Source organism: Arthrobacter sp. BPSS-3 (genome assembly GCF_044628475.1).
GTDB lineage: Bacteria > Actinomycetota > Actinomycetes > Actinomycetales > Micrococcaceae > Arthrobacter.
The window spans coordinates 568,201-589,930 of the sequence record NZ_JBIMMV010000001.1; the positions used below are offsets into that span (position 1 = coordinate 568,201).

Sequence of the window (21,730 nt, forward strand, 5' to 3'; positions counted from 1 at the left end):
GGGGCCTCCGCCGTTGTTCTGCTTCCACTCTGTTTTCCGGACAGATCCCCGCAAGTTCTCCCTGACAGTCCGCCCTGACGGCCACCGCCTCGGGTGAACTCTGCAGCCCGTCCTCCGTGACCGACCCGGCGCCGGGCTGCAGTCCAAAGTGAAAAGGTTCTTCGATGAACAACTCCGCCGCATCCCTGGACCGGATGCCTGCTGACAAGGGTGTGCTTCGCTGATGGCGACTTACATCCTCAAGCGTTTTCTCCAACTGATCCCCGTCTTCCTGGGCGCAACGCTGCTGGTCTACTTCCTGGTCTTCAGCCTCCCCGGTGACCCGATCGTCGCCCTCTTCGGCGACAAGCCGGTCAACGAGGCCGTCGCCGCGAAGCTCCGCGCGCAGTACCACCTGGACCAGCCGTTCTGGATCCAATACCTGCTCTACCTCAAGAGCATCTTCACCTTCGACCTCGGCCAGGACTTCTCCGGCCGTCCCATCGCCGCCGTGCTGGGCGAGGTGTTCCCGGTTACCGCCCGCCTGGCCATCATGGCGCTGATCTTCGAGGCCGTCTTCGGCATCATCTTCGGCCTGATCGCCGGCCTGCGGAAGGGCAAGCTCTTTGACGCGACCGTCCTCGTGGCGTCCCTGATCGTCATCGGCATCCCGATCTTCGTCCTTGGCTTCCTGCTGCAGTTCACCATCGGCGTCCAGCTCGGCTGGGCCAAGCCCACGGTCAGTTCCGCGGCCACGGTGCAGGACCTGATCCTGCCCGCGATCGTGCTGGGCCTGGGCTCCTTCGCGTACGTGCTGCGCCTGACCCGCGCCTCGGTGATCGAGAACATGAACGCCGACTACGTGCGCACCGCCACCGCCAAGGGCCTGTCCCGGTTCCGCGTGGTCCGCGTGCACATCCTGCGCAACTCCCTGATCCCCGTCATCACCTTCCTGGGCGCGGACCTGGGCAGCCTGATGGGCGGCGCGATCGTCACCGAAGGCATCTTCAACGTGCCCGGCGTCGGCAACCGGCTCTACCGGGCCGTGCTCTCCGGCGAGGGACCCACGGTGGTCTCGATCGTCACCGTCCTGGTGCTGATCTACTGCCTCTCCAACCTGCTCGTTGACCTGCTCTACGCCTGGCTTGACCCGAGGATCCGCTATGACTCCTGAAACCAATCCCGCACGGCAGGACGCTTCGATGCCCGCCCCGCGCCACATCGAGCACTTCGTCGCCGACTTCTCCGAGACCCCGCTGCAGGCCACGGACAAGGTCAAGGAGGACCAGGCACCCCTGAGCCTCTGGGCCGAGGCCTGGCGCAACCTGCGCAAGCAGCCGCTGTTCCTGATCTCCGCGTTCCTGATCCTGGTGGTCGTGGCCGTGTCCCTCTTCCCGGGACTGTTCTCCGGCATCGACCCCACCTCCGAGGCCTGCCAGCTGGCCAACTCCGACGGCGGCCCCACCGGCGGCCACCCGCTGGGCTTCACCCAGCAGGGCTGCGACGTCTACGCCCGCGTCATCTACGGCACGCGCTCCTCCGTGACCGTCGGCCTGTTCACCACCATCGGTGTCCTGGTCATCGGCGGCATCATGGGCGCTCTGGCCGGCTACTACGGCGGCTGGGTTGACGCGGTCCTGGCCCGCATCAACGACATCTTCTTCGCGCTGCCGCTGATCCTCGGCGCGATCGTCGTCATGCAGCTGCCGATGTTCCGCTCCAACCGCACCGCGTGGACCCTGGTGCTGATCCTAATGGCGTTCGGCTGGCCGCAGATCGCCCGCATCACCCGCGGCGCCGTGATCGAGGTCCGCAACGCCGACTTCGTCACCGCCGCGCGTTCCCTGGGTGTCTCCAAGTTCGGCGCCCTGATGCGTCACGTCATGCCGAACTCGCTGGCCCCGATCATCGTCGTGGCCACCATCTCCCTGGGTACCTTCATCGTGGCCGAATCCACGCTGTCCTTCCTGGGCATCGGCCTCCCGCCCAGCGTGATGTCCTGGGGTAACGACATCCAGGCAGCGCAGGCCTCCCTGCGCTCGAACCCGATGCCGCTGCTCTACCCGGCCATCGCCCTCTCCATCACCGTTCTGAGCTTCATCATGCTGGGCGACGCCCTCCGTGATGCTCTCGATCCCAAAGCGCGCAAGCGATGAAAGGGGAAGCCATGAACACCCCTGTTGAAATCCGTGAAGAGGGAACGGCCGCCGTGCGTCCGCTCCTGGAAATCCGGGACCTGGCGATCACCTTCAAGACCGGCGGCGGCGACGTCAACGCCGTCCGCAACGCCCACCTCACCGTGATGCCGGGCGAAACGGTCGCGATCGTGGGCGAGTCCGGCTCGGGCAAGTCCACGACCGCGCTGGCCGCGATCGGCCTGCTGCCCACCAACGGCCGGGTCTCCGGCGGCCAGATCCTGTTCGACGGCGAGGACATCTCCAACGCCGGCGAGAAGCGCATGATCGAACTGCGCGGCAACAGCATCGGCATGGTCCCGCAGGACCCGATGTCCAACCTCAACCCGGTCTGGAAGATCGGCCAGCAGGTCCGTGAGACGCTCAAGGCCAATGGTCTGCCCGACGGTCCCGACGACGTCGCCAAGGTCCTCTCGCAGGCCGGCCTGCCGGACGCCGCACGGCGCGCCAAGCAGTACCCGCACGAGTTCTCCGGCGGCATGCGCCAGCGCGCGCTGATCGCCATCGGCCTGTCCTGCCAGCCGCGCCTGCTCATCGCCGATGAGCCGACGTCGGCCCTGGACGTGACCGTGCAGCGCCAGATCCTTGACCACCTGGACAAGATGACCACCGAGCTCGGCACCGCCGTGCTGCTGATCACCCACGACCTCGGCCTCGCCGCCGAACGCGCCGACAAGGTGGTCGTGATGTACCGCGGCCAGGTGGTGGAATCGGGTCCGTCGCTGGAACTGCTGCGCAACCCGCAGCACCCGTACACGCAGCGCCTGGTCGCCTCCGCGCCGTCGCTGGCGTCCCGCCGGATCCAGGTCGCCAAGGAGCAGGGCGTCGAGTCCGAGGACCTGCTCGCCCCCGCCGAGGAAGGCGTGGTCGAGGCCGCGAAGCCGGACGAGGTGCTCAAGATCGAGAACCTCCGCAAGGTCTTCAAGCTCCGCTCCGGCCTGGGCCGGTCCACCGACTTCACCGCGGTGGACGACGTGTCCTTCAGCGTCAAGCGCGGCACGACGACGGCGATCGTGGGGGAGTCGGGCTCCGGCAAGTCCACGGTGGCGCAGATGGTGCTGAACCTGCTCCAGCCCACCTCCGGCAAGATCGTGTTCGACGGCGTGGACACCTCGACGCTGAACGCCAAGGAAATCTTCGCGTTCCGCCGCCGTGTCCAGCCGATCTTCCAGGACCCGTACGGTTCCCTCGATCCGATGTACAACATCTTCCGGACCATCGAGGAACCGCTGCGCACCCACAAGATCGGGACCAAGGCCAGCCGGGAAAAGAAGGTGCGCGAACTGCTGGACCAGGTGGCCCTGCCGCAGTCCACCATGCAGCGCTACCCGAACGAGCTCTCCGGCGGCCAGCGCCAGCGCGTCGCGATCGCCCGTGCCCTGGCCCTCGATCCCGAGGTCATCATCTGTGACGAGGCCGTCTCCGCCCTCGACGTGCTGGTCCAGGCGCAGGTGCTGAACCTGCTCGCGGACCTGCAGTCGCGGCTGGGCCTGACTTACCTCTTCATCACCCACGACCTGGCCGTGGTCCGGCAGATCGCGGACCACGTCTGCGTGATGGAAAAGGGCAAGCTGGTGGAGACCGGTTCGACCGACGACGTCTTCGACGCGCCGCAGATGGAGTACACGAAGGCCCTGCTGAACGCCATCCCCGGCGCCAAGCTGATGCTCCCGCCGGACGTCGCCTAACCTCCAGGCAGGACGCCCCTGCGGGTCCGCACGAAGAAAGGGAGCCGGTGACCACCCCGCGGGGTGGTCACCGGCTCCCTTTTGTTTAGCTCTTCCCGGTCCTTACGTACCGCTGCTTAGTTGCCGGGCTCGGTGGTCACGGGCCCGGGCGGGGGAAGTTCGAGGCCCAGATCCTTGAGTTTGCCGGCCAGGATCGTACCCAGCGCGGCGTGGCCGGTGCTGTTCATGTGCACGCCGTCGGCCATCTGCGAGGTCAGGTTGTACTTGGTCAGCCAGTCGCCGGTGCTGATGAACGGGATGGAATGCCGGGCCGCAAGGCCGCCCAGCAGCGAATCCACCTGGGTCCGGCGACCGCCGCCGTAGTTCGCCCCGCGGGCCAGGGTGCCGATCATCGCCAGCCGGGCGGAGGGGTAGCGCTGCTTGAGGGAAGCGATCAGCCGCTCGGCGTTGGCCACGATCTGGGCGTCGGTGGCCCCGCGGGTGGCATCGTTGCCGCCGCCTTCCATCACAACCAGGGCGGGCGCGCCGTAGGGCAGTTTCCAGTCCCCGCGCTGCAGGGCGTCGACGTAGTTGCCGGTCTTCCCGTTCGCCGCGACATAGCCGGTTCCGCCCAGGCCGCAGAAGAAAACGTCGTACCCGGCCGCGGAGAGGCCCTGCCGGGGCCACCCGTTGGTCGGTTCGGACTGGGAGTCGCCGATCAGGAGCGCGGTCCGGGAGATGTTGGCCACGATGACCTCTTCCCGGCCGTTGGCCGGGTTGCGGTATACCGTGCCCGGGGCCATGGTGGCCGGGTTGGGCAGGGGTGCCAGCAGGGACTTCTGCCCGCCGGCGGCGACCGGTTCGCCGGACGCACCTGCACCCGCACGGGCCGCCGACTTTCCGGGTACGCCGGAGGCGGGGGCGCTGGCGCTGGCGCTGGCCGGTGAGTCCGGGCCGGACGAGGAAGTGGTGGGTGCCTGCCCGCAGCCGGCCAGGAGAACGCCGGTGGCGATCACAGGTGCGGCGTAGCGGGTCAGAGCCGAGGCGATTCGCATCTGGGGTCTCCGGGCTTTGCTTTTCTTTACCACGGCAATAATGCGGTACTTCGCTCCCAAAAGCCAGTGACATTCCTCACGTGGACACGACCCCGCCGGGCCGCCGCCGCCGTCGCCGGGCGCCGGGCCCGGTGCCCGGGGATCCCCGCGCCGGCGGGCGATTTAGGCCAATAAATGCCCGAGCCGCTAGAATGGATGCAGGTGCCCTGTGCGAACGGGCCATTCCTGTCGTGCGTTCCGGTCGGAAATGTCGCGATACAACAGCTGACTTCACCACTGAATCGAGCAATAACGCATGTCTGAAACCACCACCAACACTGCGGTAGCCACTGCATTGCGCAGTGACCTGCGCAACGTCGCGATTGTGGCCCACGTTGACCACGGCAAGACCACCCTGGTCGATGCCATGCTCAAGCAGACCAACTCCTTTGCCGAGCACAACCACCTCGAAGACCGCGTCATGGACTCCGGTGACCTGGAACGCGAAAAGGGCATCACCATCCTGGCCAAGAACACCACGGTGGCCTACAACGGTCCGTCCTCCAACGGCGAGACCATCACCATCAACGTCATCGACACCCCCGGCCACGCCGACTTCGGCGGTGAGGTCGAGCGCGGCCTGTCCATGGTCGACGGCGTCGTCCTCCTCGTGGACGCCTCCGAAGGCCCGCTGCCGCAGACCCGCTTCGTGCTGCGCAAGGCCCTCGCCGCGCACCTGCCCGTGATCCTGCTGGTCAACAAGACCGACCGTCCCGATGCCCGCATCGAGGAAGTCGTGCACGAGTCCATGGACCTGCTCCTGGGCCTGGCCTCGGACCTCGCGGACGAGGTTCCGGACCTGGACCTGGACAAGATCCTCGAAGTTCCCGTCGTCTACGCCGCCGCCAAGGTCGGCCGCGCCTCCCTCGAGCAGCCCGCCGACGGCACCGCCCCGGAGAACGAGGACCTGGAACCGCTCTTCAAGACCATCATTGAGCACATCCCGGCCCCGACCTACAACCCGGACGGTGTGCTGCAGGCACACGTCACCAACCTGGACGCCTCCCCGTTCCTCGGCCGCCTCGCCCTGCTCCGCATCTACAACGGCACCCTGCGCAAGGGCCAGACCGTGGCATGGGCCCGCGCCAACGGTGAGCTCAAGAACGTCAAGATCACCGAACTGCTGGCCACCAAGGCCCTGGACCGCGTCCCGGCCGAGTCCGCCGGACCGGGCGAGATCGTCGCCGTCGCCGGCATCGAGGAGATCACCATCGGTGAGACCCTGACCGACGCCGAGAACCCGCAGCCGCTGCCGCTGATCACCGTTGACGACCCGGCCATCTCGATGACCATCGGTATCAACACCTCCCCGCTGGCCGGCAAGGTCAAGGGCGCCAAGGTCACCGCACGCCAGGTCAAGGACCGCCTCGACAAGGAACTGATCGGTAACGTCTCCATCAAGGTCCTCCCGACCGAGCGTCCCGACGCCTGGGAAGTCCAGGGCCGTGGCGAGCTCGCCCTCGCCATCCTGGTCGAGCAGATGCGCCGCGAAGGCTTCGAGCTGACCGTCGGCAAGCCGCAGGTTGTCACCAAGACCATCGACGGCAAGATCCACGAGCCGATGGAACACATGACCATCGACGTGCCCGAGGAATACCTCGGCGCCGTGACGCAGCTGATGGCCGCCCGTAAGGGCCGCATGACCAACATGGCCAACCACGGCACCGGCTGGTGCCGCATGGAATTCATCGTTCCCGCCCGTGGCCTGATCGGCTTCCGCACCCGGTTCCTCACGGACACCCGCGGTGCCGGCATCGCCGCCTCGATCTCCGAGGGCTACGAGCCGTGGGCCGGCCCGATCGAATACCGCACCAACGGTTCGATGGTTGCCGACCGTGCCGGTGTCGTGACGCCGTTCGCCATGATCAACCTGCAGGAACGTGGCTCCTTCTTCGTGAAGCCCACCTCCGAGGTCTACGAGGGCATGATCGTCGGCGAGAACTCCCGCGCCGATGACATGGACGTCAACATCACCAAGGAAAAGAAGCTCACCAACATGCGTGCCGCTTCCTCGGACTCCTTCGAGAACCTGACCCCGCCGCGCGAGCTGACCCTCGAGGAATCCCTCGAATTCGCCCGCGAGGACGAATGCGTCGAGGTCACCCCGGAAGACATCCGTATCCGCAAGGTGATCCTGGACTCCAACGAGCGGGCCAAGGCCAACCGCGCCCGCGCCAAGGCCTAGGGTCCAGCCCGCCAGGGCATCGGCGCGTCCAGCGCCACCACGAGCTGCCGTCGGGCAGGCGGTCCAACCGCCGCCCGGCGGCAGAGCCGTTTAAGCGGCCCTCCCGGTTCTGCCGGTGCCGTGCGGCGCAGCGCCGTCCCGGCGCGCCGCGAAGTGATTGACAGCTGTCACCTCTACTGCAAAGCTGACCCGGTGACAGCCCAGAAACCCGCCGACTTCGCCGCGGATTCCGACGTCGGCGGGGACGCTGAGGCACCGGGGGACACTGCCCGGGAGGCCTCGCTCTGGCGTGACGCCAACTTCGGCGTCTTCTGGACCGCCCAGTCCCTTTCGCAGCTCGGCGCCCAGCTCGGACAGCTCGCGTTCCCCGTCCTGGCCGTGACCCTGCTGCGCGCCACCGAGTTCGAGGTGGGCATCCTCAACGCCGCCGGACTCGCCGCCTTCCTGCTGGTTGGGCTGCCTGCCGGCGCCTGGGTGGACCGCTGGCTCAAGCGCCGCACCATGATCCTCGCGGACCTGGTCCGGATGGTCGCGATCAGCGCCGTGCCCCTGCTCTGGTGGGCCGGTGCGCTGCAGGTCTGGCACCTCTACGTCATCTCCGCCGTCGTCGGCGTCGCCACCGTGTTCTTCGACGTTTCCTATCAGAGCTTCGTCCCCCTGCTGGTGCCCGCCCGCCACGTGGGCGAGGCAAACTCCAAACTCGAGGCCACGGCCCAGATCGCCCGGATCGGCGGGCCAGCCGCCGGCGGAGCGCTCCTGGCCGTGGTGACGGCGCCGGTGCTCTTTGTCGGCCAGTCCGTGGGATACCTGCTCTCCGCCGTGTTCCTGACCCGCACCCGCGACCGTGAGGAGCCCCGCCCGGCCCGGGAACACGGTTCGCTGGGCACCGAGATCCGCGAGGGCCTCTCCTTTGTGGTGCGGCACGAACTGATCCGCCGCGTGGTGCTCTGCACCGCCGGCATGAACTTCGCCAGCATGCTGGTGTTCACGCTGCTGCCGGTGCTGGTGCTCCGGCAGCTGGGGCTGGGTCCCCAGGGTATGGGCATCATCATGTCCGTCGGCGCCGCGGGCGGCCTGCTGGGCGCGGTGTCCGGCCCGTGGCTTGCCCGCCGGATCGGCGAGGGCCGGGTCATCCCGGCGGGGGCACTGCTTGGGTCGCTGGCGCTGGTGCTGGTGCCGGTGGCGGCCCTGCAGACCGAACCCGGCAACGCCCTGGTGCTGCTGACCATCTCCGAGTTCGGCACCACCTTCGGCGCGCTGGTCTACAACATTATGCAGCTGACCATGCGGCAGCGGGTCTGCCCGCCGCGGCTGCTGGGCCGGATGAACGCCTCCGTCCGCTGCGTCGTCTGGGGCGTCATGCCGGTGGCGGCCCTGATCGGCGGCTTCCTCGGCGAGTCAATCGGGATGGTGCCCGCCATGTGGCTGGGCGCCGCGCTGAGCCTGCTCTCCGTGGCGCCGGTGCTGTTCTCGCCGCTGATGTCCATGCGGAAGCTCCCGGACAGCGTCGAGGGACCCGCCTCCTAGGCTTCCTCCGGCCCGGCAGCGTCCTGGGATTTCTCCGGCTCAGTAGAGCCCGGCCTCACCCGCGGCGCCCGGCGGGGCGGAGGCGGCGGCACGGCCTTCGCCGCCACCACGGACGCCAGCGTGATGACCGTGTCCTCCCGGCGCGTGCGGACCGTGCACTCGGTACCGTCGCAACCCAGCAGCTCGCCCAGCGCGTCGGTCAGGCCGCCCTCGATGCGGTACCGGACCACCACCCGGGTGCCCGGCGCGGCGGAGGCCAGAAAGTCACGGGGCCGGGAAGGGGAATCGCTCACCGGACCATCCTAGGTCCGCGGGCAGACCGCCTGCCGCGGGCGTCTTGTGACGGCCGGGTAGGTTGGCGGGAGCGGGCTGGGGGATAATAGGCTCGGAAGTCAGCAGCCCGGCGCTCAGGCCGGGGCAGAACGCCCGGCGGAAGCCGGAGCCAACGTGGAGAGGCCAGGGTCGTGACGTACGTAATCGCGCAGCCGTGTGTAGATGTTAAGGACAAGGCATGCATTGAGGAGTGCCCCGTCGACTGCATCTACGAGGGCGAGCGTTCCCTGTACATCCACCCGGACGAGTGCGTGGACTGCGGTGCCTGCGAGCCGGTCTGCCCCGTCGAGGCGATCTACTACGAGGACGACACACCCGAAGAGTGGGCGGACTACTACAAGGCCAATGTGGAGTTCTTCGACGTGCTGGGTTCCCCGGGCGGCGCCGCCAAGATCGGCAACACCCACACCGACCACCCGATGATCGCCGCCCTGCCGCCGCAGAACCAAGACCACTAGGACGGATCCACGGTGACTTCTGCGGTGCGCAGCTTCGGCCTCAGCCTGCCCGACTACCCGTGGGAGGCGATGGCGCCCTACAGCGCCCGCGCCGCCGGGCACCCCGGGGGAGTGGCCAACCTGTCCATCGGCACCCCGGTGGATGACACGCCCGCCCTGGTCCAGGACGCCCTCCGGGCCGCGGCCAACGCTCCCGGCTACCCGACCGTGCACGGCACCCCGGCCCTCCGCGAGGCCATCGCCGCCTGGTTCGAGCGCCGCCGCGGCGTCCCCGGCCTCGACCCGCAGAACGTCATGCCCACAGTCGGGTCCAAGGAACTGGTGGCCTGGCTGCCGTTCCTGCTCGGCCTGAAGCCCGGCGACGTCGTCGTCCGGCCCACCGTCGCGTACCCCACCTACGACATCGGGGCCACGTTCGCCGGCGCGGAGCACGTCGCCGCCGACGACCTCGATGAACTCGACGCCGGCACCCGCTCGCGCGTCCGGCTCGTCTGGGTCAACTCCCCGGCCAACCCCACCGGCAGCGTCCGCGACGCCGAGTCCCTGCGCCGGATCGTGGCGCAGGCCCGTGAGCTGGGCGCCGTCGTCGCCTCCGACGAGTGCTACGCCGAACTCGGCTGGGGCGAATGGGACGTCCAGCGAGGCGGGGAACCCGTACCCAGCATCCTCGACCCGCGGGTGGCGGGCGGCTCCCACGAGGGGCTGCTGGCGGTCTACTCGCTGAGCAAGCAGTCCAACCTGGCCGGCTACCGGGCCGCCTTCGTCGCCGGCGACGGGGCCCTGATGGCCAACCTGGTCAACAGCCGCAAGCACGCCGGGATGATCGTGCCCTACCCGGTCCAGGAGGCCATGCGCGTGGCGCTCGGCGACGACGCCCACGTCACCGCGCAGAAGGACCTGTACCGCGGCCGCCGCGAGCGGATCGTTCCCGCACTGGAGTCCTTCGGGCTGACCATTCACGAGTCCCGCGCCGGACTCTACCTGTGGGCCACCGCGGGCGAGCCGACCTGGGACACGGTGGGGCGGCTGGCGGACCGCGGAATCGTCGTCGGCCCCGGGGTGTTCTACGGCGACGCCGGCAACGGCTTCGTGCGGGTGGCCCTCACGGCCAGCGACGAGCGGATCGCCACCGCCGCGGAGCGTCTGGCTACGGGACCGTAACGATGCTGTGACGCGGGGCACACAAAGCGCGGATTCGCCGCCTTGAAGGCCCTGCGGATTAGTACCACCCGCGAAGTCCCGGTACTTTTTAACTGACGATCAATGGTGGCTTTCCACAAGAAGGCAGCGCGGCCGTTGGAACCGGCATGTAGATGCGGATTCCGTGGGCGGCTTCACCAGATGTTGGATCAAGCTTTCAACAGGGGCCCAGGGCCTCATGAGGAGAATCCATGACTGAGACCACCAGCGCAACCCTGCGTCATGCAGGCGGCGAGCTTGAGCTCCCGCGCATCAAGGTTGTTGAAGGAAACGAAGGCTACGACGTTTCCAAGCTGCTGAAGCAGACCGGCGCCGTTGCCTTTGACCCCGGTTTCATGAACACGGCGGCCACCACCTCGGCCATCACATACATCGATGGCGACGCCGGCATCCTGCGCTACCGGGGTTACCCGATCGAGCAGCTCGCCGAGCACTCGAGCTTCCTCGAGGTGTCCTACCTGCTGATCTACGGCAACCTGCCGACGCCGGCCGAGCTGGAGGCCTTCGATCAGCGGATCCGCCACCACACCCTGCTGCATGAGGAGCTCAAGGGCTTCTTCAGCGGCTTCCCGCGCGACGCGCACCCGATGCCGGTGCTTTCCTCCGCCGTCTCCGCGCTGTCCACCTTCTACCAGGACTCGCTGGACCCGTTCAACGCCGAGCACGTCGAGGTTTCCACCTACCGCCTGCTGGCCAAGATGCCGGTCATCGCCGCATACGCGCTGAAGAAGTCCATCGGCCAGCCGATGCTCTACCCGGACAACTCCATGAACCTGGTGGAGAACTTCCTGCGCCTGAGCTTCGGCCTCCCCGCCGAGCAGTACGAGGTCGACCCGGTCGTTGCCAAGGCCCTGGACCTGCTGCTCATCCTGCACGCGGACCACGAGCAGAACTGCTCCACCTCCACGGTCCGCCTGGTCGGCTCCTCCAACGCCAACCTCTTCGCGTCCGTCTCCGCCGGCATCAACGCCCTCTTCGGCCCCGCCCACGGTGGCGCCAACGAGGCCGTCCTCAAGATGCTCCGCCAGATCCAGGCCGACGGCATCAAGCCCGAGGACTACATGGAGAAGGTCAAGAACAAGGAAGACGGCGTCCGCCTGATGGGCTTCGGCCACCGGGTCTACAAGAACTACGACCCGCGCGCCAAGATCGTCAAGGCCACGGCCCACGAGATCCTCAGCAAGCTCGGCGGCAACGACGAACTGCTCGAGATCGCCCTCCGCCTCGAAGAGAAGGCGTTGCAGGATGACTACTTCATCCAGCGCAAGCTCTACCCGAACGTTGACTTCTATACCGGCCTGATCTACAAGGCCATGGGCTTCCCGGAGAAGATGTTCACCGTGCTCTTCGCGATCGGCCGCCTCCCCGGCTGGATCGCGCAGTGGCGCGAGATGATCAGCGACCCGAACACCAAGATCGGCCGCCCGCGCCAGCTGTACACGGGAGAGCCGGAACGGAACTACCCGGCCGTCTAGGTCCCATCCAACGGCACTGCACTGCTGAGCACAGCCCGACGGCCGCGGGGGCGCACCCTTTTCCGGGGGCCCCCCCGCCGCCGTTTTCCGTGCCGGAAGTGCCCGTGGCTGGTACAGGAGTGACGGGTGGGACGGCGTGGTTCGCCGTTGACGGGGCACGTGCGTGCTAAAAAGGAGCAATGCCCAAATTTGTCGACGCTGTTTTGCGGCGCCAGGAAATTGTCGACGCGGTCTTCCGCATTATCGCCACCGACGGCCTGGAACGGGCGTCCCTGCGTGAGGTGGCCGACGAGGCCGGCTTGGCCGTCGGCTCCGTGCGGCACTACTTCGCCAGCAGCGACGAGCTGCTCATCCACTCCTTCAGCGTCGCCGTTGACAGCATCACCGGCCGGTTGCTCGGCGCCGAGGAGCAGCTCGTCGCGGCAGCCCCCGGCACCCCCGGCCACCGGACCGCCGTGCTGGCGCTGCTGGAGGAACTGCTGCCGCTCGATGAGGAGCGGGCCGTGGACGCCTGCGTCTGGATGGCCTTCAAGGCCGCAGCCCGTACCCGCCCTTTCCTGGTACCGGAGGCGGACCGCAGCCACCGGGCGGTGGCCGCCGTCGTCGGCCGTCTGGTCCTCACCCTCGCCGGAGACGGCGCGGAGCCGGACCAGCAACAGCTGGTCACCGAGGCCGAGCGGCTCCTGGCAACCCTCGACGGGCTGGTCCTGCATGCCTTGCTGCAGCCGGAATGGATGACGGCACAGGTGTGCCGCGACGTCCTGGAGGCGCACCTTTCGACACTGGATCGGCGGCACCCGGTCCCTGCCTGACCGCCGGGGACCATCACCTGCACCGCCACTAACCTGTGCCCGCCATTAACCTGTGCGGCCAACGGGAATACACTGAAAAAGTACGTCTTGCCAAGGGAGGCACATCGGATGCACCACACAGGCGGGCCCGGCTGGCGGATCACCATGGACACCTCGGGTCCCATGCTGATCGCGCTGTATGTACGGGACGCGGCCGGCCTGGAGACCGTGGGTCATCCGGTCCTCTGCCCGGTCGTTCCCAAGATCCATCCGTCGAACCATTCCCACCTGATCAACGAGGTGGGCGGGATGCCGGCACTGAAGACGGAGTGGGAGGCCTGGTGGTCACAGCTGCTCAAGGCGCACCCGGAGATGGAGCCCGAGCTGGGGCCGCCCGGTTTCCGTGCCTTCGGCAATTCCCCGGCCCTGCGGCGCGTGCTCCAGGCACACTTCGGCGCCGCGCTCAGCTGGGCCCGGGAGCGCCAGGGGGAGTACCGCGCGCTCGAGGCTGAACGGGACGCCAACGGCGCCTCGTCGATCCTGGCCGACATGGTCGAGGACCGCCTGCTGGAGGCCGGCAGGGATGCCCGCGACTTCGAGCTGACCATCATCGAACTGCCGCTGGCCGAGCCGCGGGCCTGGTACCTGGAGCCGGACAAGATCATCATGAGCTCGGCGCTGGCCTCGGACCCGGAGCTGCTCCGCAGCTACGTCCAGCCGGTCATCGAACTGCTGGCCTGATCGGGCGAACGTCGTCCGCGGCCGCCGGTCTTTGCGGCGTACCGGTCCCGGCTACTTGGCCGGTTCCGCCGCGACCGTGATGCTGACCTGGCCGGCCGGGGCGTCCCCGGGCTGCCAGCCGTTGTGGCCGGACCGGGTCCAGGTCTGGCCGTCGACGGCCACCGCGGTGATGGACAGCGACTTCGCGTTCGCCACCGCCCACTGGGCCACGGCCCACGCCCGGGTGTCCTGCGCCTGCACGGTGAGCGTGCGCCCCTCCGTGCCGGCGTCGAGCGCTCCGAATGCGGACGTCAGCCGCTGCTGCACGGCGGCCGGGTCACCGGCGGCGTCGGGGGCACGCAGCGTGCAGTCCAGGGACTGCGGCGACTGCCCGGTCAGTGCGGAGGCGAAGGCCCGGGCCGTGGGTTCGTGCTGGGCGTAGGCGCCCGGGTAGGCCGAACGCTGGACCTCCTGCGCGGCGGCGGTGATGGGCAGCGACTCATAGCCGGGAATCTTGACCAGCGCATCGTAGAAGGCGTTCGTGGCATGGTACGGGTCCATCACCTCGGCCTCGGTGCCCCAGCCTTGGGAGGGCCGCTGCTGGAAGAGCCCGCGCGAGTCCGGTCCGGCCTCGTCCCCGTGGCCGATGTTGCGGAGCTTGGATTCCTGCAGCGAGGTGGCCAGCGCAATGCTGGCGGCGCGGGCGGGCAGCCCGCGCCGCACCGCGATCGCGCTGATCAGGGCCGCGTACCCGGCCTGGTCGGTGGCGAGGTCCTCGTCCGCGCCGGGGACCTTGCAGCCCTCCGTCACCAGGGTCTCGGAGCGCTGCAGGAAGGCGACGGCGGTGTACACGGCGCCGCCCACCATCGCCAGGACCAGCAACAGCACGATCCTGCGGCGCCAGCCACGTCTGCGTGCCACGTCTATACTCCCTCGGGCCCCGCGGGGCCGGTCGAATCCTGAGCCGTCAGGCTCTCGGCCGGTGCCTAGTTGGCGTGCAGAGCCTCGTTGAGCTCCACGGTCTGTCCCTTGCGGGGCAGTACTTCCACCTGGCCGCTGGTGGAGTTGCGGCGGAACAGCAGGTTCGGGACGCCGGAGAGCTCCACTGCTTTGACGATCCGGGTGGTGTCCTCGCCGTCGGCGTCCTTCGGGCCCACCACGCGGACGCGGGTTCCGGCGGTGACGTACAGGCCGGCCTCCACCACGGAGTCATCGCCGATGCTGATCCCTACGCCGGAGTTCGCGCCCAGAAGGACCCGCTCGCCGAGGGAGATCTGTTCCTTGCCGCCGCCGGAGAGGGTGCCCATGATCGAGGCGCCGCCGCCGACGTCGGTGCCGTTTCCCGCGACGACACCGGCGGAGATCCGGCCCTCCACCATGGAGGTGCCGAGCGTGCCGGCGTTGAAGTTCACGAACCCCTCGTGCATGACCGTGGTGCCCTCGGCCAGGTGCGCGCCGAGGCGGACCCTGTCGGCGTCGGCGATCCGGACGCCCGAGGGAAGGACGTAGTCCACCATGCGCGGGAACTTGTCCACGCCGTAGACGGTGACGGCGCCGCGGCGGCGGAGCCGGGCACGGGTCATTTCGAAGCCCTCCACCGGGGCGGGGCCGAAGTTGGTCCAGACGACGTTGGGCAGTTTGCCGAAGATGCCGTCCAAGTTGATGCTGTTGGGCCTGACCAGGCGGTGCGAGAGCAGGTGCAGGCGCAGGTACGCGTCGGCGGTGTCCGCGGGGGCCTCATCCAGGTTGATCTGGGCGAAGATGACCTTCTGCTCGGTGCCGCGGTCGGCGTCGTCGCCTGCCGCCGCGATTTCCTGCAGCGACTGGTCCGCGTTGGCGACGTCCCGCAGGCTCTCCGCGGCGGTTCCGAGCGCCGGGGCCGGGAACCAGGCGTCCAGCACGGTGGCCGCGCCGTCGCGGGTGGCGATGGTGGCCACCCCGTAACCGTAGGCGGAGCGGGAGTCGGCGGGCGCGGCGGAGGAAGCGTTGTCAGTCATGCGCCCAAGTCTATCGACGGCCCCCGCCGTCTTCTAAAACGGTGACGGTGCGCGGACGCTACAGTGGGACGGTGACTGAGCAAAGCGCCCCCGCCCGCCTGGACCTGCACCAGGACGTGGCCCTCCTGACCGCAGACATCATCGACATCTTCAGCGTTTCGGGGGAGGAGCGCCGGCTGGCGGACGCCGTCGAGCACGCGCTCCGTGCCATCCCGCAGCTGGAGCTGACCCGCGACGGCGACGCGATCGTTGCCCGCACCTCGCTGGGCCGGCCCGAGCGGGTCATCCTGGCCGGGCACCTGGACACGGTGCCGCTGCCCACCACCGAGGGCTCACTCGGCACCGTCCCCTCCTACTGGGCCTCCGGCGCGCCGGGGGAGGGCATCCTCTACGGCCGCGGCGCCACCGACATGAAGAGCGGCGTCGCCGTGCAGCTGGCCCTGGCGGCCGGGATGTTCGACGGCGGCGCGGCACCGGACAAGGACGTCACCTTCGTCTTCTACGACCACGAGGAGGTCGAGGGCGTCAAGAGCGGCCTGGGCCGGCTGGTGCGCAACCACGGGGACCTTCTCGAGGGCGACTTCGCGATCCTGCTCGAACCCACTGACGGGACCGTCGAGGGCGGCTGCAACGGCACCATCCGCTTCGAGGCCACCACCGTCGGCGAGGCGGCCCACTCCGCGCGGGCATGGATGGGCAGCAACGCCATCCACGCCGCGGCGCCCATCCTGGAACGCCTGGCGGCGTACGAGCCGAAGACGGTCTCCGTCGACGGCCTGGACTACCGGGAGAGCCTGAACGCCGTGCGCGTCCACGGCGGCACGGCCGGCAACGTCATCCCCGACCGTTGCGTAGTGGAGATCAACTACCGCTTCGCTCCCGACAAGACCATGGCGCAGGCCGAGGCGCACGTGCGCGAGCTGCTGGACGGCTTCGACCTGGTCCGCACCGACGGTGCCGCCGGTGCCCGGCCCGGGCTGAACCATCCGGCCGCCGCGTCCTTCGTCGCCGCCGTCGGGGCCGAGCCGAAGCCCAAGTACGGCTGGACGGACGTCGCCCGCTTCAGCGAACTGGGCGTCCCCGCCGTGAACTTCGGCCCCGGGGACGCACTGCTGGCGCACAAGGACAACGAACACGTCGACGCCGCGGCCATCCGCGAATGCCTGCGCGCACTGCGCTCCTGGCTGGGACTGCCCGCCGCCGAGTAGGAACGCGTCGGCACTGAAACGCCCGAAACGCAGAACGGCCCGGAACCTGAGGTTCCGGGCCGTTCTGCGTCGAGGCTGTGTTGCTGGTGTGGCTGCGTTGCTGGTGGGGCTACGTTGCTGGTGGGGCTAGGCGTCGGCGGGGACGCTGGCCGCCGGGACCACCGCCACGCCCGGCTTGCGGGAGAGCCGGCGTTCCAGCCACTTCGCGATCGCGGCCAGGATCAGGCACATGCCCACGTACAGCACGGCAGCCACCATGGCGGCCGGGATGATCGGGGAGCCGTACTGGATCTGGCTGCCGAAGTACTTCGCCTGGAACAGGATCTCGTTGTAGGTCACGATGAACCCGAGGGCGGTGTCCTTCAGGATGACCACCAGCTGGGAGATGATGACCGGCAGCATGGACCTGACCGCCTGCGGGAGCAGGATGCTGGTCATGACCTTGCTCTTGGGCAGGCCGATCGCGTAGCCGGCCTCGCTCTGGCCGCGCGGCAGCGATTCGATGCCGGCGCGGAACACCTCGGCCAGGACCGAACCGTTGTACAGCACCAGGCCGGCCACGACGGCGGTGAAGGGCGTGATGCCCTGGATGCCGACGGTGGGCAGGCCGTAGTAGAAGATCATCATCAGGATCAGAAGCGGCACGGCACGGAACAGCTCCGTGAAGCCGTAGCACGGGGCGCTGATCCAGCGGCGGTCCGAGAGCCGGCCGAAGGCCAGCAGGATGCCGAGGATCAGGCTCAGTACGGCCGCGGTGCCGAAGGCCGACAGCGTGGCGCCGACGGACTGGAGGATGGTCTGCTGCACCAGCGGGAAGGTGAACAGCTGCCACTTCTTCGCCTCGAACTGGCCGCTTTCGGCGAACCGGAGCAGGACGAAGCCGATGATCAGCAAGATCACCAGGGCGGTGACGACGCCGAGGATCCGGTAGCGGGCACGGGACTTGGGGCCGGGGGCGTCAAAGAGGACGGAACTCATCGGGCAACCTTCCACTTCTGTTCAAGCTTTCGCTGCAGGGCGGAAAGGATGAAGACAAGGATGATGAACACCAGGGCCACCCAAAGCAGGCCGGTCAGGGCCGGCTCGCCGCGCTCGGAGAGGTTGGCGCGGATGGCGCCGGCCTCGAAGACCGAGAAGCCCGCAGCCACCGTGGTGTTCTTGAGCAGGGCGATGAAGACGCTGAACATCGGCGGGATCACGGCGCGGAACGCCTGCGGCAGGATCACCAGGGTAAGGGTCTGGGTGAACGGCAGGCCGATGGCGCGGGCGGCTTCGGCCTGGCCCACCGGCACGGTGTTGATACCGGAGCGGACAGCCTCGGCCACGTAGGTGGCGGTGTAGAGGCTCAGGCCGATGATCGCGGCGGTGGTGAAGTCGATCGGCACCAGGCCCAGCTTCGGGTAACCCAAAGCGAAGAAGAACAGCACCAGGGTCAGCGGGGTATTGCGCACCACGTTGACGTAGAGCGTCGCGGTCGCACGCATGGCGGGGACGGGGGACACCCGCAGGGCGGCGACGACGGTGCCGAGGATCAGGGCGAAGATCGCCGAGAAGAAAAAGAGGATGAGCGTGTTTCGGAACCCCGTAATGAAGAGGTCCGAGTTATTCAGCAGCGTATTCACAGAATCGTCGCTTTCGACAGTGGAAGAGGGGGCGGCCCGGAGGCCGCCCCCTCAACGCAGGTTTTAGTAGTTCTCTACTGCGGGCTGCTGGACCTTCGTGCCGGACTGGCCGAGCGTCTGGTCGTAGATCTTCTGCCAGACGGAACCGCCGTCGGTGAAGGTCTTGTTGATGAACTGGCGCAGGGCGGTGTCACCCTTCTTCAGGCCGACACCGTACTTCTCGGTGGTGAACGGCTGGCCGACAACCTTCAGGCTGTCCGGCTCCTGGGCGGCGTAGCCGAGCAGGATGGCCTGGTCGGTGGTGACAGCGTCAACCTGGCCGCTCTTGAGGGCCTCAACACACTGCGAGTAGGTGTCGAACTCGGTGGTCTTGGTGCCCGGGAAGTTGGCCTTGATGTTCTGGATCGGGGTGGAACCGGTGGCCGAGCAAACGTTCTTGCCGGAGAGGTCCTTCTCGCTGTTGATGCTGGAGTTGTCCTTCTTGACCAGGATGCCCTGGCCGGTGACGAAGTACGGTCCGGCGAAGTCGATCAGCTGCTTGCGCTTGTCCGTGATGGAGTAGGTGCCGACGTAGTAGTCGATGTCGCCGTTGGTGATGGCGGACTCACGGTTGGCGGACGGGATCGGCTTGAACTCGATCTTGTCCTTGCTCATGCCCAGGGACGCGGCAACCCACTTGGCGATCTCGATGTCGAAGCCGGAGTACTCGCCGGTGGCTGCATCCTTGAAGCCGAGGCCGGGCTGGTCCTGCTTGACGCCGATGCGGATCTTGCCGCTGGACTTGATCGCGTCGTAGGTCGGGCTGCCGGTCAGCGAGACGTTGTCGGCAACCTTGTACGGTGCCTGGTCCCCGCCGCCGGCCGGAGCAGCGCCGCCGGTGCTGCCGGAGCCGCCGCAGGCGCTGAGGGAGAGAGCCAGAGCCGCGGTGGCCGCGACGAACAGGGGCTTCTTCCCGTTAAAGAATTTCTTCATCGGATACCTTTCATTGGACGGCCGCCTGGCGGCGGCCGGAGAGAGATGCGGTGTGCTTAGTGGGTCAGGAGCTTGGACAGGAAGTCCTTGGCGCGGCTGCTCTTCGGGTTGGTGAAGAACTCCTCCGGCGTCTCGTCTTCGACGATCTGGCCGTCGGCCATGAAGACCACCCGGTCCGCGGCCTTGCGGGCGAAGCCCATTTCGTGGGTGACCACGATCATGGTCATGCCTTCCTTGGCGAGCTGGACCATGACGTCGAGGACCTCGTTGATCATCTCGGGGTCCAGCGCGGAAGTGGGCTCGTCGAACAGCATGACCTTGGGCTTCATCGCCAGGGCCCGCGCGATCGCCACGCGCTGCTGCTGGCCGCCGGAGAGCTGTGCGGGCAGCTTCGGCGCCTGCTGGCCGACGCCGACGCGCTCCAGCAGCGCCATGGCGTCCTTTTCGGCCTCGGCCTTGGAGGCACCCTTGACCTTGATCGGACCCAGCGTGACGTTCTCCAGGATCGTCTTGTGGGCGAACAGGTTGAAGGACTGGAATACCATGCCGACGTCGGCCCGCAGCTTGGCCAGGCCCTTGCCCTCGGCGGGAAGTTCCTTGCCGTCGATGGTGATGACGCCGTCGTCGATCGTTTCCAGTCGGTTGATGGTGCGGCACAGCGTTGACTTGCCCGAGCCCGAGGGGCCGATGACAACAACGACCTCTCCCTTGCGGACGTTCAGATTGATGTCCTTGAGGACATGCAACTGGCCGTAGTGCTTATTCACGGCCTTCAGGGAGACGAGGGCATCGCCGGGTACTTGAGTAGTCATAGGAAGAATCTAGCGAAGATTAGCCCCTTATGACGCCAATCACTCCCAGTTCGTCCACATCGTGACACAAGAGATACCCGTCACCCGGCGCCCCGGGACGCGCCCGGCGGGCCTCGGACATCCGGTGCCGCCGCGGGGCTTAGCCTTGGGGGCATGAAAAGCGAACCGCAGCCCGTGCCCGAGCAGCCCGCGTCCTCAGGCGGCAGTACCGCCGGCGGCAACGGGGGAGCCGGACGGCGGGAGAATCCGCCGGCCAACGGCATCCGGCACAAGGGCCCACTGGAACTTCGGCGCCGGGCGGCAAAGGTCACGATGTCCGACCAGACGCTCCTGGACACCAAGGGCCCCGGGCAGTTCGTGCACACGGATCCCTGGCGGGTGCTGCGGATTCAGAGCGAATTCGTCGAAGGCTTCGGTGCCCTGGCGGACCTGGGCCCGGCGGTCAGCGTCTTCGGCTCGGCCCGCACCCAGCCCGGCAGCCTGAACTACGAACTCGGCGTCGAGGTGGGCCGGAAGCTGGCCGAGGCCGGACTTGCTGTGATCACCGGCGGCGGTCCCGGTTCCATGGAGGCCGCGAACAAGGGCGCCGTCCAGGGCAACGGGGTCTCCGTGGGCCTGGGCATCGAGCTGCCATTCGAGCAGGGCCTGAACCAGTGGGTGGACCTGGGCATCAACTTCCGTTACTTCTTCGCCCGCAAGACCATGTTCGTCAAGTACGCGCAGGGCTTCATCGTGCTGCCGGGCGGGCTGGGGACCCTGGACGAGTTGTTCGAGGCGATGGTCCTGGTGCAGACCCGCAAGGTGACGTCCTTCCCAATCGTGCTGATCGGCACCGCGTTCTGGAGCCCGATGCTCGAGTGGATCCAGACGACGCTGGTTACCGAGGGCATGATGGCCGAGCAGGACCTGGACCTCGTCCAGGTGGTCGACGATCCGGCGCTCGCCGTCGAACTCATCGTCGAGGGGGCTGCCCGGCACCGCAACCCCAGCGGCAACAACCCCGGTGCGGCGCCCGGCGCGGAGGCCGCCCCGCACGCCTGACCGGCCGCGCCCCGGCTTCTCTGGCACCATGGAGCTGTGAGTTTTTTCCTCGTCTTCCTGGCGGTCGTGCTGGCAGCCGCCGCCATTTTCCTCGGAACGGACCTGGTGCCGCGGCTGTTCCGCCGCGGCCGCGGGGTGGGCCGGGCGTTCGACGACGGCTTCGATGAGCCGGTCGCGTCGCTGCCGGCCGTCCTGCTGCCCGAGGACGCGACGACGGCCGATATCGACCGGATCCGGTTCGCCGTGGGAGTCCGCGGCTACCGCATGGACCAGGTGGACCAGGTCCTGGACGAGCTGAAGGCGCAGATGACCCGCAAGGACCGGGAACTGGAGGACCTGAGGTCCCGGACCGGCGCGGAGACCGGGACGGCGCCCGCCGCTGAGCCGGGCCCCTCCACGCATTCCGCCCCGGCCACGCACCCGGCGCCGTGAACGAGCCCCGCCCCGTCCGCGA

The 21,730-nt window shown here is 68.2% G+C and carries 21 protein-coding genes; 13 read left to right on the top strand and 8 right to left on the bottom strand.

Translation table 11 applies throughout. From position 1 onward, the window contains the following. Positions 1–223: 223 nt before the first annotated feature. Genes ACFVY3_RS02740 through ACFVY3_RS02750 form a run of 3 tightly spaced genes read left to right on the top strand, consistent with a single transcriptional unit; the run spans position 224 to position 3,862 of the window. Entirely contained in the window at positions 224–1,153 is a 930-nt protein-coding gene (locus ACFVY3_RS02740) for an ABC transporter permease (RefSeq protein WP_400158678.1), read from the top strand. After that, complete coding sequence (locus ACFVY3_RS02745) at positions 1,143–2,135, top strand: ABC transporter permease (protein ID WP_290255789.1); 993 nt, start codon at positions 1,143–1,145, stop codon at positions 2,133–2,135. The genes ACFVY3_RS02740 and ACFVY3_RS02745 overlap by 11 nt, the downstream gene beginning before the upstream one ends. An 11-nt stretch (positions 2,136–2,146) precedes the next feature. Beyond that, the gene (locus ACFVY3_RS02750) at positions 2,147–3,862 is read left to right on the top strand and encodes an ABC transporter ATP-binding protein (protein ID WP_400158679.1); all 1,716 of its coding nucleotides are present in this window, start codon (positions 2,147–2,149) and stop codon (positions 3,860–3,862) included. 116 nt (positions 3,863–3,978) lie between these two features. On the opposite strand, the gene ACFVY3_RS02755 is transcribed toward ACFVY3_RS02750, so the two are convergent. After that, positions 3,979–4,896 carry an SGNH/GDSL hydrolase family protein gene (locus tag ACFVY3_RS02755; protein WP_400158680.1) on the bottom strand — a complete coding sequence of 306 codons (918 nt, stop codon included), beginning with the start codon at positions 4,894–4,896 and terminating at the stop codon, positions 3,979–3,981. Positions 4,897–5,191: 295 nt separating this feature from the next. Here ACFVY3_RS02755 and typA point away from each other — a divergent pair, with 295 nt between their 5' ends. Both typA and ACFVY3_RS02765 read left to right on the top strand, forming a co-directional pair. Continuing rightward, positions 5,192–7,120, top strand: a complete 1,929-nt coding sequence (typA, locus tag ACFVY3_RS02760; protein WP_290255786.1) for a translational GTPase TypA — start codon at positions 5,192–5,194, stop codon at positions 7,118–7,120. A gap of 192 nt (positions 7,121–7,312) precedes the next feature. After that, positions 7,313–8,647, top strand: a complete 1,335-nt coding sequence (locus ACFVY3_RS02765) for an MFS transporter (protein ID WP_364133078.1) — start codon at positions 7,313–7,315, stop codon at positions 8,645–8,647. On the opposite strand, the gene ACFVY3_RS02770 is transcribed toward ACFVY3_RS02765, so the two are convergent. Then, positions 8,644–8,940 (bottom strand): hypothetical protein, encoded by a 297-nt coding sequence (locus ACFVY3_RS02770; RefSeq protein WP_364133075.1) that lies wholly within the window; start codon positions 8,938–8,940, stop codon positions 8,644–8,646. The two genes, ACFVY3_RS02765 and ACFVY3_RS02770, sit on opposite strands and share 4 nt — an antisense overlap. A 171-nt stretch (positions 8,941–9,111) precedes the next feature. Between ACFVY3_RS02770 and fdxA the strand changes: the two genes are divergently transcribed. The 5 genes from fdxA (at position 9,112) to ACFVY3_RS02795 (ending at position 13,645) form a co-directional block, all read left to right on the top strand. Next, positions 9,112–9,438, top strand: a complete 327-nt coding sequence (gene fdxA, locus ACFVY3_RS02775) for a ferredoxin (protein WP_290255783.1) — start codon at positions 9,112–9,114, stop codon at positions 9,436–9,438. Positions 9,439–9,450: 12 nt separating this feature from the next. Further along, positions 9,451–10,599, top strand: a complete 1,149-nt coding sequence (gene dapC / locus ACFVY3_RS02780) for a succinyldiaminopimelate transaminase (protein WP_364133072.1) — start codon at positions 9,451–9,453, stop codon at positions 10,597–10,599. A 230-nt stretch (positions 10,600–10,829) separates the two neighbouring features. Further along, positions 10,830–12,113, top strand: a complete 1,284-nt coding sequence (locus ACFVY3_RS02785; RefSeq protein ID WP_290255781.1) for a citrate synthase — start codon at positions 10,830–10,832, stop codon at positions 12,111–12,113. 179 nt (positions 12,114–12,292) lie between these two features. Further along, complete coding sequence (locus tag ACFVY3_RS02790) at positions 12,293–12,925, top strand: TetR/AcrR family transcriptional regulator (protein WP_400158681.1); 633 nt, start codon at positions 12,293–12,295, stop codon at positions 12,923–12,925. Between the two features lie 108 nt (positions 12,926–13,033). Beyond that, positions 13,034–13,645: a hypothetical protein gene (locus ACFVY3_RS02795; protein WP_400158682.1), complete on the top strand. Its 612-nt coding sequence runs from the start codon at positions 13,034–13,036 to the stop codon at positions 13,643–13,645. 51 nt (positions 13,646–13,696) lie between these two features. On the opposite strand, the gene ACFVY3_RS02800 is transcribed toward ACFVY3_RS02795, so the two are convergent. Together ACFVY3_RS02800 and dapD are read right to left on the bottom strand one after the other, a co-directional pair. Further along, entirely contained in the window at positions 13,697–14,545 is an 849-nt protein-coding gene (locus ACFVY3_RS02800) for a hypothetical protein (protein WP_400158683.1), read from the bottom strand. A gap of 65 nt (positions 14,546–14,610) precedes the next feature. After that, a complete protein-coding gene (gene dapD / locus ACFVY3_RS02805) occupies positions 14,611–15,621 on the bottom strand; it encodes a 2,3,4,5-tetrahydropyridine-2,6-dicarboxylate N-succinyltransferase (RefSeq protein WP_400158684.1) in 1,011 nt (336 codons plus the stop codon). Positions 15,622–15,692: 71 nt separating this feature from the next. On the opposite strand from dapD, the gene dapE reads away from it, so the two are divergent. Continuing rightward, positions 15,693–16,829 carry a succinyl-diaminopimelate desuccinylase gene (gene dapE / locus ACFVY3_RS02810; RefSeq protein ID WP_400158685.1) on the top strand — a complete coding sequence of 379 codons (1,137 nt, stop codon included), beginning with the start codon at positions 15,693–15,695 and terminating at the stop codon, positions 16,827–16,829. A 126-nt stretch (positions 16,830–16,955) separates the two neighbouring features. On the opposite strand, the gene ACFVY3_RS02815 is transcribed toward dapE, so the two are convergent. From ACFVY3_RS02815 to ACFVY3_RS02830, 4 genes are all read right to left on the bottom strand, one after another. Beyond that, on the bottom strand, positions 16,956–17,807 hold the full coding sequence (locus ACFVY3_RS02815; protein WP_290255776.1) for an amino acid ABC transporter permease: 852 nt from the start codon (positions 17,805–17,807) through the stop codon (positions 16,956–16,958). After that, positions 17,804–18,451 (bottom strand): amino acid ABC transporter permease, encoded by a 648-nt coding sequence (locus ACFVY3_RS02820; RefSeq protein ID WP_290255775.1) that lies wholly within the window; start codon positions 18,449–18,451, stop codon positions 17,804–17,806. The genes ACFVY3_RS02815 and ACFVY3_RS02820 overlap by 4 nt, the downstream gene beginning before the upstream one ends. A gap of 63 nt (positions 18,452–18,514) precedes the next feature. Beyond that, positions 18,515–19,423: a glutamate ABC transporter substrate-binding protein gene (locus tag ACFVY3_RS02825; RefSeq protein WP_290255774.1), complete on the bottom strand. Its 909-nt coding sequence runs from the start codon at positions 19,421–19,423 to the stop codon at positions 18,515–18,517. Between the two features lie 56 nt (positions 19,424–19,479). Then, positions 19,480–20,235 (bottom strand): amino acid ABC transporter ATP-binding protein, encoded by a 756-nt coding sequence (locus ACFVY3_RS02830; protein WP_290255773.1) that lies wholly within the window; start codon positions 20,233–20,235, stop codon positions 19,480–19,482. Between the two features lie 312 nt (positions 20,236–20,547). On the opposite strand from ACFVY3_RS02830, the gene ACFVY3_RS02835 reads away from it, so the two are divergent. Then, positions 20,548–21,276: a TIGR00730 family Rossman fold protein gene (locus ACFVY3_RS02835; protein ID WP_400158707.1), complete on the top strand. Its 729-nt coding sequence runs from the start codon at positions 20,548–20,550 to the stop codon at positions 21,274–21,276. A gap of 36 nt (positions 21,277–21,312) precedes the next feature. After that, a complete protein-coding gene (locus tag ACFVY3_RS02840) occupies positions 21,313–21,708 on the top strand; it encodes a DivIVA domain-containing protein (protein WP_400158686.1) in 396 nt (131 codons plus the stop codon). Positions 21,709–21,730: the final 22 nt, after the last annotated feature.

What these genes read in the sequence shown, in the direction of transcription:
- dapD (WP_400158684.1), bottom strand. Translation starts at nt 15,621, where the DNA reads ATGACTGACAACGCTTCCTCCGCCGCGCCCGCCGACTCCCGCTCCGCC.
- ACFVY3_RS02740 (WP_400158678.1), top strand. Translation starts at nt 224, where the DNA reads ATGGCGACTTACATCCTCAAGCGTTTTCTCCAACTGATCCCCGTCTTC.
- ACFVY3_RS02745 (WP_290255789.1), top strand. Translation starts at nt 1,143, where the DNA reads ATGACTCCTGAAACCAATCCCGCACGGCAGGACGCTTCGATGCCCGCC.
- ACFVY3_RS02785 (WP_290255781.1), top strand. Translation starts at nt 10,830, where the DNA reads ATGACTGAGACCACCAGCGCAACCCTGCGTCATGCAGGCGGCGAGCTT.
- ACFVY3_RS02790 (WP_400158681.1), top strand. Translation starts at nt 12,293, where the DNA reads ATGCCCAAATTTGTCGACGCTGTTTTGCGGCGCCAGGAAATTGTCGAC.
- ACFVY3_RS02830 (WP_290255773.1), bottom strand. Translation starts at nt 20,235, where the DNA reads ATGACTACTCAAGTACCCGGCGATGCCCTCGTCTCCCTGAAGGCCGTG.
- ACFVY3_RS02815 (WP_290255776.1), bottom strand. Translation starts at nt 17,807, where the DNA reads ATGAGTTCCGTCCTCTTTGACGCCCCCGGCCCCAAGTCCCGTGCCCGC.
- ACFVY3_RS02825 (WP_290255774.1), bottom strand. Translation starts at nt 19,423, where the DNA reads ATGAAGAAATTCTTTAACGGGAAGAAGCCCCTGTTCGTCGCGGCCACC.
- ACFVY3_RS02795 (WP_400158682.1), top strand. Translation starts at nt 13,034, where the DNA reads ATGCACCACACAGGCGGGCCCGGCTGGCGGATCACCATGGACACCTCG.
- typA (WP_290255786.1), top strand. Translation starts at nt 5,192, where the DNA reads ATGTCTGAAACCACCACCAACACTGCGGTAGCCACTGCATTGCGCAGT.
- ACFVY3_RS02835 (WP_400158707.1), top strand. Translation starts at nt 20,548, where the DNA reads ATGTCCGACCAGACGCTCCTGGACACCAAGGGCCCCGGGCAGTTCGTG.
- ACFVY3_RS02750 (WP_400158679.1), top strand. Translation starts at nt 2,147, where the DNA reads ATGAACACCCCTGTTGAAATCCGTGAAGAGGGAACGGCCGCCGTGCGT.
- ACFVY3_RS02755 (WP_400158680.1), bottom strand. Translation starts at nt 4,896, where the DNA reads ATGCGAATCGCCTCGGCTCTGACCCGCTACGCCGCACCTGTGATCGCC.